This is a genomic window from Leptospira wolbachii serovar Codice str. CDC, assembly GCF_000332515.2.
Lineage (GTDB): Bacteria > Spirochaetota > Leptospiria > Leptospirales > Leptospiraceae > Leptospira_A > Leptospira_A wolbachii.
In genome coordinates this window covers 206,698-221,316 of record NZ_AOGZ02000001.1, presented here as the reverse complement: position 1 = coordinate 221,316, position 14,619 = coordinate 206,698, and the positions used below count along the sequence as shown (strand labels likewise).

Below are 14,619 nucleotides of genomic sequence, written 5' to 3'. Positions count from 1 at the left end.
GGGAGAATCGGTGAACGAAAAAAGAATTCTATTGGCTGAAGATGAATTAGTCTCAGCTACATATCTAAAGGATAGTTTGTCTGCGATAGGATATAAGGTGACTTTAGCAAGTGATGGGAAACAAGCTTTAGAATTTTATCTTGATAACCCCTTTCCTGTTGTAATCACCGATTATGAAATGCCTGGTTTGAATGGTGCAGAGTTAATCCAGGAATTAAAGTCAGAAGATAATGACCCAGTGATATTTATGTTAACTTCCCATATTAATCCTAAGTTGATTGTAAACGTTATGAAATTGGGTGTTTATGATTATCTTGTAAAACCTTTGGAAGAACAAGAAATATCATTAAAACTAAAACGTGCATTTGAATTTTATGAAATGAAACGGATCGAAACGATCACGAAAAGGGAACGCCAACTTCGATTGGAAGGCCACTTGGAATGGATCCAATGGAAAGAAAAGATGGCAGGTGTGGGTGAGTTCAATCGTTTAAATCAAAATCTATTTGAAAGTTTGAAAAATAGTTTTTGCCAAGGTGCTGGTTTTGGTGCCCTTGTTACTCTTTTGAAATTAGTTGCAGATACTACAGTAAAGGAAGGGAACCATTATAAAATTGAATCTGATTTAATGGAACTCATTCAAATCAATACGGGGATGGCTGAAAAGGCTCTAAAAATGTTTGCCGATATTGATTTGATGGTATCGAGCCAAATGCAGTTCGAGGAAATTTCCTGTGCAGAATTATACCAACAATTACAAATTTGGCTTCAAGATTTAAAACCGCTATTGGATTTAAAAAACCAACAGATTTTGGTTAGCGATTTAAAACCCAATCATTCCAAATACAAAGTTTCTTATAATGATTTTTCTCTACGGACATCGTTTAAGGAAATCATTACGAATGCATGTAAATTCTCGGAATCCAATTCCAATATAACAATCGTAACAAACGTTGAACATAATTGGTTTAAATGTATTGTTTATAATCAACCAACAGCAAATGCAGATAGAACTTATGGTATACCTTTACAATATGAAAATTTGGTTTTTGAACCATTCTATCGATTATCGAAGAATGTTTTTGATGAATACGGGACCTTGGATTTTGGATTAGGACTCAGTTATGTGGACTCTTGTTTTAAAAAACATGAAGGAAAATTGTCTGTTCATAATGTGGTTGATCATTCAGAATGGAGTGACAGTCCAGTTACTAAAGTGGCTTTTCAATTTTCGTTACCCGTAAAAAAAATCTGACACCATGTTCCAAACAAATTACATTGACTTACTTTCAAACGTTCCTGATTTAATTTGTGAGTTAGATGCTTTTGAAAGAATCCGTTATGCAAACTCATTTCACAAAGATAAATTAGGTTACGAAGCAGATGAAATTCTCGGTCGTTCGGTGGATGAATTCTTTCATCCAGACGATCGCAATGAATTACGTACGAAGATGTCTCTTTTGAAGACACCTGGATCTGAAACCAAAGGGATATGGCGGATTGCACATAGAGATGGACATTTTTTAACTTGCGAATGCCGTGGAAAACTTAAACACGATTCCAATGGTAACAAAAGGATCATTGTGATTGCAAGGGACATTACCGAAGACCTAGGAACCGAATTTAAAATACATACAAAACCTGGCCCCAAAGTTCAAACACCTTCAAAACTTCATTACCAAAGTTTCTTTGAATTGAAGATGTCTCAGTTTGAATTTTCTCAATTAAAATTTGCCTTTGATGAACATGCTGTCATAACAATCACCGATAGAAATGGAAACATTACTTATGCCAACGATCGGTTTTGCGAAATTTCAATGTACTCACGAGAGGAATTGATTGGCAATAACCACCGTTTGTTGAACTCAGGGTTCCATTCATCAGATTTTTTTGAACGAATGTACCACATGATTCAAAATGGCTATGTGTGGAAAGGGGAGATTCGGAATAGAACAAAAAGTGGGTCTATCTATTGGGTAAATGCAACCATTGTTCCCTTACGGTCGATTGATGGCAGTATCAATCGATTTGTTGCCCTACATACTTTAATCACTCGGACCATTGAATCGGAAGAAAGAGTAACGCAGTTATTGCAGGAGAAAGAACTACTTTTACAAGAAGTTCATCATCGAATTAAAAATAATCTATTTTCTGTTTTTAGTCTTTTGAAAATGCAGGCAAGTTTTTCTCAAGATCCGCACCTAAAGGAACAATTTGACGAAGCGGCAGGGCGTTTGCGGAGTATGATGGCTTTGTATGATAGGTTGTATCGATCCCAAAACTCTAATGAAATAGATCTAAAAGACTACATCCCTAACTTGGTGCGTCAAATTCTTTCCACTTATCCTAAAGATATCAGTTTTGATTTTTCTGCTGATACACCAATGATTGTGAAACCAGATATTGCTAACAATTTAGGAATTATTTTAAATGAATTAATTTGTAATTCTGTAAAACATTCCTTTCTAAAGAAAGATATTGGAAAAATTAAAATCCAAATCGGAAAAGATGATCATCAGATTCAATTTCTCTATAGTGATGACGGAGAGCCACTTCCAGACTCCTATTCTTTGGAGAATTTGGAGACTGGATTTGGAATTAAACTTATGAATTTACTGGTCCAACAATTAAAAGGAAAAGTAAAAGTAAGTCCAGGACAAAGTGTTCAGTTCGATTTGGTGTTTCCGTTTTGATAAGTTCTATTTTCGAATCCAATGTTTCCATTTTTTATGGCAAAAATAACAAATCATAACCAACGAAGGAATTAGAAACCAGAGAAGGAAAATACTATTTGCTGTTAGTATTGATATTTCTTCAAAAGTTACAATTTGTCGGAAACCTTCGATTGTCCATCGAACTGTATGTTTAAAATGTCCTTGGCCTTTCATTACAGATAGTGCAATTTCTGATTTGGCTGTGATAGTCTCACCGACGGGAATTGAAAATCGATTCACTGGAACATTGACAATAGCTAATCCCGTATTCGGATCTACTGAATTGCAATAGTTAGCTTCGCATTGGACACAATATCCACTTCTACCATTGGTTTCGGGATTTCCTGAAATGTAAGCATTACTTGTGAATCCTTGAATACTTTTATGTTCGTTTCCAATATAAACGCAGGTTGTATAAAGATTTTCTTCTGTTACATAACTTAGTTCCAATGTATGTGTTCCCGTATGTCCGTCTCCATCGGCGATTACAATTGGGAATTCTTTTGGCATTATAAATTCAGCACTTCCCAAAAGAGGAATAGAATCAGCACATCGAGTTTCAACCATTGTAGTATAACAAGTGTTTAATGATTTATCCTTTGATTGATTTTGGAAACTATACATTTCGATATGATTGGTATCGATGGGAATTGGTCTTGAAAAACAAAATAGATTGGATTTTTTGTCCTTGGGAAATAAACTCGAGTCCACCTCGAGATTCGTTGGAAGATCAATTCCTGTGTAAGATCTCGGATCTAAAAGGACTTGCGATCCATTTTCATCGGTTCTGATGTTGATACAACTTGGATTCCACTCCATGGGATTGCAGGTTCTCTCTTCATCTTGAGTGTATTGAATGAAAAGACCTCCATACAAAGGACAGAATGCTTCTATCGATTCTGGTGTGAGGATTGTCATTTGAATGAAAGTCGGGGAGAGAGTTTCTGCTGGATTTGTTGGTTCCTCTGGAATGGTTTGGGATGTACTACCATTTCCATTTCCCAGTAGAGGGAATAACCAAAGTAGAGAGTCCGGTTTTCGATGAGCGCAAGTGAACAAAAAGAGAAGAAGGAAAATGAGTCTGATTGGCTTCATCTAGAATGAGACGAAAAGCAAACGTTCGATTAGAACATGCTTTGACGAGATATCTACAAGCACTCGTACTCTTACGTAAGTATTAATCGATTAAGTGGAGAATTGTGTCGAGTTTGTTCAACCGAAAGACAGTACGAATGAGTTTGTTGACTCCTTGGATCTGCAATTGTAAATTTTGTGCTTCCATAGCCGAATGAAATTTCATCAATTCCCCAATTGTCGCACTATCCAAGGACATGGAAATATCCGTAAAATCTAAGACCACATTTTCTTTTGTATTGCTAATGGTGGACATAATTCTTTCCCGGAAGGCACTGAGTCCATCAAAGGAAAGATCGTTGTTCTTGATTTCGATTAGAATTGCCAAGGTTTAAAACTATTTTTATTTGATTGGATATTTTGAAAGGATTTTTCCAATTTAATTTCTCGTTTCTGAATTGTTTTTTAATTCTATTTGCGATCAGATCAAAATTGGTTCACTCTGTCAGGTATCGGTTTGGGGATTAAAGATAAGATCCAATCGGATGGTTTGTCTTTTTTATATTGAGCTTCATACATTAGTTAGTTCTTTGTATTCTCTTTTAAAATTGCATCTGTTTCGCAATAGAACGAGTTTGGAATTTGTTTGGCTCTGGGAAAAATAATTTCAAAGTTTTGTGATTCTTTTGGTAAAAAATCTTCCTTCTCTAAGCTAACAGTTGCGTAGTCGACCGTATTTTCTTGTTTGTCGATTAGAAGGCAAGTAATCCGTGTAAAGTTTGTTGTAGTATCACCTTTATTTTGTATTTTTCCAGTGATTACAACCTCTTTGTATTTGTTTTGTTTGAAATCAATTTGTTTCAATAACAGCTTAGGTTTATTGATGTCATTTTGAATTGTAGTGGCTGTTACATGGATTTCAAAATTAGCATAAATCGGAGCCTTTTCGACTAATACTTGAAAACTAACAGACTCTCCATCGGAGACTGTATTTTTTTCAGCGTACCCAACGTTAGTTACAATACTATGCCCTTCTTCGTTTAATAAATCAACGGTGAATTTTGGCATTAGCAATTGATGGCCGCTTTTATTGGTAAATTTTCCTACAATGTATACATTGCCGATTGTATCTGGTAAGGCCGTCGTGTATTGAAATTCTCCTTCGGGAGTGATTTCCTCTGATTCTAAATTGGGATCCAGTGGAATGGATATTGTTTCCTCTTCTTGAGTAAAACTTAAACCAGATTTTAGTTTTTGATAATAAGTAATGGCAGAAGAACCTAATACCAGCCATGCGACCATGATTCCGGTTATGAGATTTTTCCAATTTCCAAAAGTACCAGCCTGTGAGTTTTGTTTGGATGTTCCATAAACTTTGGTAGGAGGGGCGTCTACCATTCCCCCTGTAGGTAATTTATCAAAACAATCTCCACAACGATAGATAGTTGCCGATTCTTGGTATAAATTTGTGCTACCACAACTTGGACATTGTTTTGGGTTCATATTACGAATTCAAACAGAAGCTATTGAAAATCCAAGGAGAAAACAAATTGGTAAATATCTTTCTTCTTCCTTATTTTCTGAGGTATTGCGTTTGGGTGATGGGGAGTAGTGCATTGGGCAAGGGAAGGGTTTTTGTTTTTCTAAAACTACAATTGTGTGGACAATTAGAAAGTATGAGATTGTCAGGTAGTGAATAGGGAGAAGGAGGAAGTTCTAAAAATGTAAATGATTTTATATTCTCTTTTAGCAGTAACTCAGTCAGAAGTTGGGGATTGTAGTCTTTTCTTAAAAGTAGCAAATCTTTGTTTTCATGTAGTAATGGTAAGACAACGAAAGAAAAATCCGAATTATTGAATAATAGAACAGAATCACCTAACTTACGTATTTCGCTTAAGGTATTCGATTGAAATTTTGATATTTTTTTTAGTTCCTTGATCTGAGTGTTGAGATTCCAAACCGTATATAAAGAAACCAAGGTTATGAGAAAGATCCATTGATAAGAGACAAGGGTTTTTGGCTCTTCCCCCTTACTCAAAATCAATATGTAGAGTGGAACAAGTCCATATAAATAACGAGGTGTATTGTGACCACCCGTATTGGGAGCGAGTAAAATCATTATCATTGTTATTAGGAAAAGGAAAAGAAGAGAGATAGAAGTTTTTTTATTAAAAAAAGAACGTAATAAAAAGAAAATAGAAACTAAAAAAACGGGAACTTGTTCTGTCCAAATTTTTATGAGGTAATATGCGTTTTCTGGTCGAAATTGAAAATCAGAATTTTTTGCCATACGTAATGGAAGAAGAGAATCTGTAATAAAAAAATTTCCCAAACTTAAAAGAACCAAGCCGAAGAGGACAGAAATTTCGAAGCGGATCAATCGTAATGACATCGTAAAACAAAAGGGAATGAATACCATCGCCAAACCCATCTCTGGTCGAATCCAAATGATGACAGCGGAAATCAACCCAGCAATGGTCGGTCGTTCTTTATGAAACAAAAACAAAACTAATATTTCTAAGGAAAAAATCAAAACAGTTTCATGGATTAAGAAAACATAAATTGGTAGGGTTGATCCAAATAACAATAGTAATGTGGATTTGGCATCTTTTCTGATTTGATGAAATATGCAGATTGCACCGAAAAATAAAATTATTTGTGATATGACGACGCCAGACAATTCACCGACTCTGAAAATAGGTGAGATTAGAAGTGGGTAGAAGTTAGGGAATGTAGACTGTGCTGTACCATTTGTTAGTTGGAAAAAAAGATCAGGTAGCGGAAAAAAAGAAAAATCTGGATCTTGTGTTTGGTGGGTGTAGGGTAAATAAAAAATACCTTGCTCTACTAATTTCGTTTGCCATTCCAAAAGTGCAAAATCGGCAAACGGTAGGACTCCTTTGGCAGAAAAATAAAAATATCCAAATGCCAAAAATGCCAAACTACCGAAGAAACCAATTGCTTTTTTGGATTGTATCATATCGAATCAAAAACAGGTACAAGGTTTCGGAATTCCTACGTTCGGCAATGAAAAAAGTAAATGATTCTTCCCACTTTCTTTCTTCCAAATTGCGCTTTAGTTTCTTGGTTATTGGTTCTTTGCTCGGACTTTTGCTCTTTTTCCGCTTTGTTGATTTTTTAAGTTTGTGTTTTGATTCTAAATACGGGCACTACCATTTTCCAATAAATCAAGAAATTCCTTTTTTTCGTTCGGGGGAAAAGGAAATCGGAAGGATTGGAGAATTTGGTATCCGAATCGGAAGTTCGAAATCTAAGTCTAGTTGCAATTATCTGTTGTTAGGTGATTCGCAGACCTTCGGCTCCGGGATTTTTTGGAAGGACACTTTTTCCGAAGTTTTGAATCGAGAGACAGACTGCCATTGGACCAATGTTGGTATTCCTGGGTTTACATTGGAAAATGAATTTTCCTTATATGAGACAATAAAGTTTAAGACTGACTTTGATCGAGTTTATTTGTTTGTATATGGAAACGATATTTATGAAACAGGGGATACTCCTGACTTTTTACATTTTGCAAAAAAACAAACTTGGTACCTCCGGGTTTTGTCGTTTTTATTTCCTGAACAAACTCGCCTTTTTTTGAAAACAAGATATTTCCAAACTATTCAGAAACGTATGGAGCTGGAACTAGAAAGAATATCAAAATTAGGAATTCAAAAACCGCAAAGATCAAATCTAGAGAAGGAAGAGTTCGTTACTTTAAAAAGTTTATACACCTTAAGTCCCGACTATTTGCGCGGATCTTTGGATACCAAAACCTATGCTAAAACCAATTTTAATCGGTGGCTTAGGGTCTTACGACAGTTAAATGATAAGGTTTTGGCAGATAAAAAGGAATTGGTGATGGTTTATATTCCTTTGGAAGTGGAATATGATCCAATCAGATTTCAAATTTACAAAGAGATAGGTTTTGTTATGAATCCCAATTGGATTGATTCTGATTCTGATTTTATAACTGATTTAAAAGCAGTTTCTCGAGAGAAAGATATTCCCTTAATTGATTTGAGAGAATATATGCGATATAGATCTGATCTATTACAAAAAGAAGATATACACCTGAACGAAACGGCTACTCGTTTGATTGCTGATATTCTAAAAAAGAAACGCTAGTTTTTATCCCTTAGCTTTGTTCTAATCTTTTTAAAATTGGACAGTCGGGTCTATGGTCACCATGACAATGTTTGATGAGGTTTTTCAAAGTATCCGACATATCTTTGAGTTGTTTTAGTTTTAAATCCAACTCATTTAAATGTTTTTCTGCAAGTAATTTTACTTGTTTGCTACTTCTTGATTTGTTTTTCCAAAGCCCAAGTAAACTTTTTATATCTTCTAGTGGGAAACCAAGTTCTCTGGATCTTTTGATAAATCGCAAATAATGAATGTCATCGGAACTATAAGATCTGTATCCGTTCTCCGTTCTACCGGCTTCGGGAATCAAACCAATCCCTTCGTAATGGCGAATGAGTTTTGTGGTGACTCCTGATTCTTTAGAAAGTTCTCCAATATTCATTTGAATCCTCTGAAAAAAAAATTAAAAAAGAGATAAAAAAATCAAATCGGCTATTGACCTTCCAACGATTGGAAGGTTTAGACTGGATTTATGTTAACAAAGGAGTTATCATGAAACCAATCAAAAATTTACTAAAACTTGCAATTTTTGCAATGTTTTTGAGTTCGCAGCAGATGGCCGCCCACGGAGAACACAAACCAGGACCTCACGGTGGTGTGATCCGGATGCCTGGAGCTTTTCATACCGAGGTGCTTCCTTATCAAAACTTAGGATTTAAAGTGTATTTACTCGATATCCATTTTGAAAATCCTACTTCCAAAAATTCGAAGTTGCAGGGTAAGGTGGTATCTAATGGTAAGGAATTCCCTTTGAAATGTTCTTCTCATCCAGATCATTTTTATTGTGAAATTCCCAAGGGAAGTTCGGTGGATAATGGAGAACTTATCCTTTATCCAGAATGGAATTTCCAAAAAGGTGCGGATGCAAAATACAAACTTCCGCTAACAGAATCAAAAGAACAAAAGAAGGAGCATCATCATGGTTAATTACGAAGTAGAAGGAATGACTTGCGGGCATTGCAAAAAAACTGTAGAAAAGGTTTTTCTTGAAATCGGTAAAGAAGCAACTGCTAACATAGAAGAAAATATCGTAACTGTGAAAGAAACTCTAACGGACGCGGAGCTCAATAGTCTTCGGGTACGTTTGAGTGAGGATGGATATACCCTTGGAAACGTCAAATAATACCACCGAACGAACTTTAGACCTTTTTGGTATGACCTGTGCCAATTGTGCCCTTCGAATCGAGAAGGGCCTTTCTAAAATGGAGGGAGTTACGGATGTTCGAGTCAATTTTGCTCGTGAATCAGTTTTTTTGCGTAGTGTCGATTCTGTAACGGTAGCTTCCCTTTTAGAAAAGGTGGAGTCCCTTGGGTATTCAGCAATTGTCCATGATGCAAATAAACAATCGGAAACGGAAAAAAAACAGAAGGACCAAATTCGAAATTTAAAAGTCCGTTTCCTTCTCTCTGCATTTTTTTCCTTACCACTGTTTTACGCTATGGTCACTCATTTTAGTTTCCTTAGTTTTATGCCAATGCCACATTTTCTTATGGATCGGTTTGTGCAAATGGCCATTGCCTTTCCTGTCCAGTTTATCATTGGATTTCCCTTTTACCAATCTGCCTATCGTGCATTACGAAATGGATCTGCCAATATGGATGTTCTTGTTGTCATTGGAACAAGTGCGGCCTATGGGTACAGTGTGTTCGGAAAGGATCTTTATTTTGAAACCTCCGCTGTCCTTATCACCTTTATTCTTGGGGGTAAGTGGATCGAACATTATGCAAAAGGGAAAAGTAGCGATGGGATCAATGCTCTTCTTAAACTTCGTCCAGAAACTGCAACGGTTCAGTCCAATGGTGTTTGGACGGAAGTCCCTAATGAATATTTGAAACTTGGTGATTTGGTTTTGGTAAAGGCGGGAGAACGGTTTCCCATGGATGGAATTGTATCAGAAGGGGAAAGTTTTGCCGACGAATCCATGTTAACTGGTGAAAGTATGCCTGTGGAAAAGAAAGCTGGGGATCCGATCCTCGGAGGGACAGTGAACGGAAGTGGATCTTTGGTTGTAAAAGCAAACAAAGTAGGAAATGACACCACTCTTTCGCATATCATTCGTTCTGAGGAAGAATCTCTCGGTACCAAAGCTCCGATCCAAAGGATTGCCGACCAAATCTCTGCGTATTTTGTTCCCGTTGTCGTAGGGATCAGTATCATTGATTTTTTGGTTTGGTATTTCGTGATCACACCGGGTGTGGTTAGTTCTGCGATAGAAACAAGTATTGCCATTCTCGTGATTGCATGTCCTTGTGCCCTCGGTCTTGCCACACCTATCTCATTACTTGTAGGGACAGGGCGTGCGGCCAAAAGAGGTGTCCTCTTTCGCAGTGCCGAAGCATTGGAATCGGTTTCCAAAATCAATTGGATTGCTTTTGATAAAACGGGAACACTCACCGAAGGAAAACCAAAAGTAACTGAAATCACACATACTGGATTGGATTCTACAAATTTAGATATTGTTTTACGAGATATCGTGAGGATGGAAGAAACGTCCGACCACCCACTTGCCAAAGCCATTGTTGGTTATGGAAAAGAAAATAACCTCTATCAAATTAGCTCTGAAATGGTTTCGACAAAAACTTTTGCGGGTGGTGGAATCCAATCGGAACAAAATGGGTTATTTTTCATTGCCGGCAAACAGACATTTGTTGAGGAAAATGGATTTTTGATTTCTGAATCCATTAAAGAATCAATTAGGCCTTGGACAGAAGATGGATCGAGTTTGGTTTTTGTTGGAATTCGAGGAACAATTGATGGGCTAGTAGTTTTTCGCATTGAAGACGGGTTGCGTAAAGAAGCAAAAACAGCAATTTTAGAATTAAAATCGATCGGAGTAGAACCTGTCCTCTTAACAGGCGACAACCAAACTTCGGCTGAAAAAATTGCTCGGTTAGTTGGGATTTCTGCAGTGTATTCAGGACTTCTCCCTGACGACAAAGCCAAGATCATTGCCACTTTAAAAACGGACAAAGTGCACTCTGCTATGGTAGGAGATGGAATCAACGATGCCCCGGCTCTTGCATCAGCGGATGTGGGGATTGCCATGGGAACAGGTTCCGATGTTGCCATTAACACTGCTGATGTGGTCCTTGTGAATGGAGACATTCAAAGAATTGTGGATCTCATTCATATTGGTAAAGATACAGTCATCAATATCCGGCAGAACTTTGGTTGGGCTCTTGGATACAATTTACTCGGAATTCCGATTGCGGCATCAGGTTTACTTGCTCCTTGGGTGAGTGGAGCTGCTATGGCATTCAGTTCTCTCTCGGTTGTTTTTAATGCCCTTCGTATGAGTCGCTGGAAATAGAACGAAAGTATCAGAGATGGTAAATTTTTGGACATATCTTTTTTAAAACCACCTTCCTATTTAGAATCTTCTGTAAAAGAATTCTGGGTTTGGAAGGGAGTGAATGTTCGTGAACTTCCTTGGATTTTACCATCTTACGAGTGTGAGATGGTTTTTCATTTAGAAAATCCACCGCTTGTAGAAACAGAAGACAGACAATTGATTCGATTGCCCAAGTTTCATCTTGTGGGTCCCCAAACAAGAAGGTGGAGGATTTTATCGGAATCTGAAATTTCTTTATTTGCGATCCGGTTTTATGTAGGAGGGATGTATTCATTATTTTCCCAACGAGGGGATGAATTACAGAATCGATTTCCTGAAATAGACAATAAACATATATTAGACGAAATTTCTAAACTGAAAGAAAAATCTATGTTAACTGTAAATTCAAGTTCCAATCTTTTCTCTGAAGATGGGATTTCTGAATTTCTAACCAACTCTCTAAAACAATATCCAGGAAAACCTGGAGAGATTCCCGCCTACATTCGGTTTGCGCTTTTGGAGCTCACACGTCCTGCCACTTCCATCGAAAGTCTTTGTAAAAAATTAGGAATTTCTAGAAAACAATTGGATCGTAAATTCAAAGAGATCGTGGGAATGGCCCCTTCTGAATACAGAACAGTGCACAGGTTACTGGAAATGGTCCGAAATCCGGAACATTACCGAAAAAACAATCCAGACCTACGTTTTACTGATTTGGCCCAGGAATTCAATTATTCTGACCAGTCCCATTTCAATCACGATTTCAAACGAATTTCTGGAAGTATTCCCAATGAATGGTTCGCAGAATATGAAAAAATGTCCCATTTTTACAATCATGATTCGTCAGATATTGATAGGATAGGAACATGATACAAAACATAATTGATTTCGTTGGTAAAACAAAGTTCAATCTTAGATTACGCACATTGTGTTCTGCGATCACGAGAGAAGACAAAGAATCGTTTGATTTGTTATTATCCGATCCAGATCTAAAGGAAGTTTTGGTATCAGAATCTCCCTTACTCCTAGGCCTTGCTGTTACGGAAGTCTCCGATATTTATTATTTAAAAAAATTATTATCCCTTGGATTGGATCCTAACCAACCAGATAACATGGGTTTGTATCCCATACATAAAGCAACAGAGTCTGGGAATGGGGAAGCAGTCGAAGTATTACTTAACTCTGCAGCCGATCCCAATGTGGCCGACCCAAGTGGGGTCACTGCCTTGCATATTGCCAATAGTTTTGATGGCCTTGGCGAGATTTCTGATCTCCTCATTCGAATGGGAGCCAATATCTACCAAAGGGACAAACTGGGCAAACGTTACCTAATGTAATGCCAATATCTTATTTCTAAGGAGGGTGCCCAAATCTGTTTGTCTGATTGGACCTGTTCCCAATCTTTGTGATTATGATCGGAACAGCCTTTACCCCTACTGCTACAAAACTTTTACTCCTCGGATCAGGAGAACTTGGCAAAGAGGTTGCTATCGAAGCAAACCGTCTCGGGGTTCATGTCATAGCCGTAGACCGTTATCCGAATGCACCGGCTATGCTTGTGGCACAGGAATCTCGAGTAATCAATATGCTCGATCCAAAAGAATTGGAAGCCACCATACGAGAGTTAAAGCCAGATTTTGTTGTTCCAGAAATTGAAGCCATCCATACAGAAACTTTAGTTCGATTAGAAGCCGAAGGTTTTCGGATCATCCCTTCTGCCAAAGCAGTGAACTTAACCATGAACCGAGAGGGGATTCGAAACTTCGCTTCCAAAGACCTCGGTTTAAAAACTTCCAAATATATGTTTGCAGATACCGAAGAGGGTTTCCAAAAAGCAGTTCGAGAGATTGGATTTCCTTGTGTGGTCAAACCGATTATGAGTTCTTCTGGAAAAGGACAAAGTCTTGTACGAACCGAATCTGATATTTTGAAAGCTTGGGAGTATGGCCAAACCGGGGGAAGGACTGGCAAAGGAAAAATGATCATCGAAGAGTTTGTACCATTCGATTTTGAGATCACACTTCTCACCATACGCCACATAGGTGGGACGAGCTTTTTACCACCCATTGGGCATAGACAGGTGAACGGGGATTATGTGGAGTCTTGGATGCCCCAACCCATGACGGATAAGGCCCTTCTTGCTGCACAAAAGATTGCAGAAACCGTCACTACTGGCCTAGGAGGAATGGGAATTTTTGGAGTCGAACTCTTTGTCAAAGGAGACGAAGTATACTTTAGCGAAGTATCACCACGACCGCATGACACAGGTCTTGTGACTCTCATCTCTCAAAATATTTCTGAATTTTCCCTGCATGCCAGAGCTCTTCTTGGTCTACCCATCCCTGAACTGATTTTTAACACTCCCGCTGCCAGTTCCGCCATCCTTTTGGAAGGAAAAACCAAAGCACCAGTCTACACTGGTCTTGCAGACGCGTTAAAATTAAGAGGGGTGGACATCAGAATTTTTGGGAAACCAGAAATTGACGGAAAGCGCCGAATGGGCGTTAGTTTGGCTTTGGGAAAAACAATTGAAGAAGCCAAAGAAAAAGCTAATCGTGCAAGGGATTTTATCCAACTAAAGGGTTAGTCTTTTTTGATTTCCGGAGCTTTGTAATTTGTCATCATGGAATCGTAGATACTTTCTTCTCCAAAGGGAAGAAAGGAATTATCATAATGTAAAGCTAGTAGTTTGTTGTTCCCTTTTCCAAACCCACGGATGACTTCTGATTCAATGGAATCAAAATCAGAAAACTCAATGGAATCCATAAACTTACCATCGTGTAGTAGATTTAAAAAGATCACAAACTTTCCTGCATGTTTTAATATCTTTAAAGCAAATAACATCTCTCTAAGTTTTAGCAGATAAAGAAGAGGGCGAGTATTCCTTGCCATCACTAACTTCTGTTCGGCTTCACTGATATCTCGTAGCGCTAGACGTAAAAAAGCCCTTGTTTGAGTTTTTTCTTTGTCGCGCGACTTTCCCCCGAGTAGAATTAATTCGGATCGAACTAGATCCAAATTTTTAGTGAGAATTTTATCATAGAGTTGGATGAGTTTGAGTTGGGTGGAACGAACCGCTAAATAGGCGTCGCCATATTTGCCTTGGATGTGTAGGCTTTTGAAACGTAGATACTCATCGATGATTTCTTTGTATTCGTTTTTTTCTTCGGTACTTCCTAAGTGGATGACACTGGAATCCAGCGAACGCACTAGAAGGTAGTTCTCTTCCGCACCAAAGGCCACTTGTAAGTTGCCGTTGGCATAACTTCCACTGCCAAAACTAAGGCATAGGATACTAGTGAATCGAAAAAGAAAAGTTCGCACAGTACAGTTTCGGAATCTGGAGGTAT

15 protein-coding genes are annotated in these 14,619 nt (G+C 37.8%); 9 read left to right on the top strand and 6 right to left on the bottom strand.

What is annotated here, in order from left to right:
* Positions 1-10 precede the first annotated feature (10 nt).
* Positions 11-1,255: a hybrid sensor histidine kinase/response regulator gene (locus LEP1GSC195_RS01065; RefSeq protein ID WP_015679531.1), complete on the top strand. Its 1,245-nt coding sequence runs from the start codon at positions 11-13 to the stop codon at positions 1,253-1,255.
* A 4-nt stretch (positions 1,256-1,259) separates the two neighbouring features.
* Positions 1,260-2,693, top strand: a complete 1,434-nt coding sequence (locus tag LEP1GSC195_RS01060; RefSeq protein WP_015679629.1) for a PAS domain-containing sensor histidine kinase — start codon at positions 1,260-1,262, stop codon at positions 2,691-2,693.
* A 6-nt stretch (positions 2,694-2,699) separates the two neighbouring features.
* Here LEP1GSC195_RS01060 and LEP1GSC195_RS01055 read toward each other — a convergent pair whose 3' ends face one another.
* From LEP1GSC195_RS01055 to LEP1GSC195_RS01040, 4 genes are all read right to left on the bottom strand, one after another.
* Positions 2,700-3,809, bottom strand: a complete 1,110-nt coding sequence (locus tag LEP1GSC195_RS01055; protein ID WP_015679651.1) for a hypothetical protein — start codon at positions 3,807-3,809, stop codon at positions 2,700-2,702.
* A gap of 82 nt (positions 3,810-3,891) precedes the next feature.
* Positions 3,892-4,176 (bottom strand): STAS domain-containing protein, encoded by a 285-nt coding sequence (locus LEP1GSC195_RS01050; RefSeq protein ID WP_015679703.1) that lies wholly within the window; start codon positions 4,174-4,176, stop codon positions 3,892-3,894.
* Positions 4,177-4,370: 194 nt separating this feature from the next.
* The gene (locus LEP1GSC195_RS01045; RefSeq protein ID WP_015679628.1) at positions 4,371-5,291 is read right to left on the bottom strand and encodes a hypothetical protein; all 921 of its coding nucleotides are present in this window, start codon (positions 5,289-5,291) and stop codon (positions 4,371-4,373) included.
* A gap of 70 nt (positions 5,292-5,361) precedes the next feature.
* Positions 5,362-6,768 (bottom strand): LA_3751/LA_3752 family putative glycosyltransferase, encoded by a 1,407-nt coding sequence (locus LEP1GSC195_RS01040; protein ID WP_015679514.1) that lies wholly within the window; start codon positions 6,766-6,768, stop codon positions 5,362-5,364.
* Positions 6,769-6,815: 47 nt separating this feature from the next.
* On the opposite strand from LEP1GSC195_RS01040, the gene LEP1GSC195_RS01035 reads away from it, so the two are divergent.
* A complete protein-coding gene (locus tag LEP1GSC195_RS01035) occupies positions 6,816-7,919 on the top strand; it encodes a lipase (protein ID WP_040506159.1) in 1,104 nt (367 codons plus the stop codon).
* 10 nt (positions 7,920-7,929) lie between these two features.
* On the opposite strand, the gene cueR is transcribed toward LEP1GSC195_RS01035, so the two are convergent.
* Complete coding sequence (gene cueR, locus LEP1GSC195_RS01030) at positions 7,930-8,319, bottom strand: Cu(I)-responsive transcriptional regulator (RefSeq protein ID WP_015679583.1); 390 nt, start codon at positions 8,317-8,319, stop codon at positions 7,930-7,932.
* Positions 8,320-8,429: 110 nt separating this feature from the next.
* Between cueR and LEP1GSC195_RS01025 the strand changes: the two genes are divergently transcribed.
* The 6 genes from LEP1GSC195_RS01025 (at position 8,430) to purT (ending at position 13,856) form a co-directional block, all read left to right on the top strand.
* Positions 8,430-8,864: a hypothetical protein gene (locus tag LEP1GSC195_RS01025; RefSeq protein ID WP_015679484.1), complete on the top strand. Its 435-nt coding sequence runs from the start codon at positions 8,430-8,432 to the stop codon at positions 8,862-8,864.
* Positions 8,857-9,060 carry a heavy-metal-associated domain-containing protein gene (locus tag LEP1GSC195_RS01020; protein ID WP_015679492.1) on the top strand — a complete coding sequence of 68 codons (204 nt, stop codon included), beginning with the start codon at positions 8,857-8,859 and terminating at the stop codon, positions 9,058-9,060. Before LEP1GSC195_RS01025 ends, LEP1GSC195_RS01020 begins: the two co-directional genes overlap by 8 nt.
* Positions 9,044-11,248, top strand: coding sequence for a heavy metal translocating P-type ATPase (locus tag LEP1GSC195_RS01015; RefSeq protein ID WP_015679637.1), 2,205 nt, complete (start codon positions 9,044-9,046; stop codon positions 11,246-11,248). Before LEP1GSC195_RS01020 ends, LEP1GSC195_RS01015 begins: the two co-directional genes overlap by 17 nt.
* A 27-nt stretch (positions 11,249-11,275) precedes the next feature.
* On the top strand, positions 11,276-12,139 hold the full coding sequence (locus LEP1GSC195_RS01010; RefSeq protein WP_015679625.1) for a helix-turn-helix domain-containing protein: 864 nt from the start codon (positions 11,276-11,278) through the stop codon (positions 12,137-12,139).
* Positions 12,136-12,606 (top strand): ankyrin repeat domain-containing protein, encoded by a 471-nt coding sequence (locus LEP1GSC195_RS01005; protein ID WP_015679560.1) that lies wholly within the window; start codon positions 12,136-12,138, stop codon positions 12,604-12,606. Before LEP1GSC195_RS01010 ends, LEP1GSC195_RS01005 begins: the two co-directional genes overlap by 4 nt.
* Positions 12,607-12,680: 74 nt before the next feature.
* The gene (gene purT, locus LEP1GSC195_RS01000; RefSeq protein WP_015679676.1) at positions 12,681-13,856 is read left to right on the top strand and encodes a formate-dependent phosphoribosylglycinamide formyltransferase; all 1,176 of its coding nucleotides are present in this window, start codon (positions 12,681-12,683) and stop codon (positions 13,854-13,856) included.
* Here the strand turns inward: purT and LEP1GSC195_RS00995 are convergent.
* Entirely contained in the window at positions 13,853-14,593 is a 741-nt protein-coding gene (locus LEP1GSC195_RS00995; protein ID WP_015679721.1) for an adhesin OmpL37 family surface protein, read from the bottom strand. The two genes, purT and LEP1GSC195_RS00995, sit on opposite strands and share 4 nt — an antisense overlap.
* Between the last annotated feature and the right edge of the window lie 26 nt (positions 14,594-14,619).

Excerpts from the sequence above, each read along its gene's own strand:
- LEP1GSC195_RS01025 (WP_015679484.1), top strand. The coding sequence starts at position 8,430 with ATGAAACCAATCAAAAATTTACTAAAACTTGCAATTTTTGCAATGTTT.
- LEP1GSC195_RS01040 (WP_015679514.1), bottom strand. The coding sequence starts at position 6,768 with ATGATACAATCCAAAAAAGCAATTGGTTTCTTCGGTAGTTTGGCATTT.
- LEP1GSC195_RS01060 (WP_015679629.1), top strand. The coding sequence starts at position 1,260 with ATGTTCCAAACAAATTACATTGACTTACTTTCAAACGTTCCTGATTTA.
- purT (WP_015679676.1), top strand. The coding sequence starts at position 12,681 with ATGATCGGAACAGCCTTTACCCCTACTGCTACAAAACTTTTACTCCTC.
- LEP1GSC195_RS01045 (WP_015679628.1), bottom strand. The coding sequence starts at position 5,291 with ATGAACCCAAAACAATGTCCAAGTTGTGGTAGCACAAATTTATACCAA.
- cueR (WP_015679583.1), bottom strand. The coding sequence starts at position 8,319 with ATGAATATTGGAGAACTTTCTAAAGAATCAGGAGTCACCACAAAACTC.
- LEP1GSC195_RS01055 (WP_015679651.1), bottom strand. The coding sequence starts at position 3,809 with ATGAAGCCAATCAGACTCATTTTCCTTCTTCTCTTTTTGTTCACTTGC.
- LEP1GSC195_RS01035 (WP_040506159.1), top strand. The coding sequence starts at position 6,816 with ATGAAAAAAGTAAATGATTCTTCCCACTTTCTTTCTTCCAAATTGCGC.
- LEP1GSC195_RS01005 (WP_015679560.1), top strand. The coding sequence starts at position 12,136 with ATGATACAAAACATAATTGATTTCGTTGGTAAAACAAAGTTCAATCTT.
- LEP1GSC195_RS01020 (WP_015679492.1), top strand. The coding sequence starts at position 8,857 with ATGGTTAATTACGAAGTAGAAGGAATGACTTGCGGGCATTGCAAAAAA.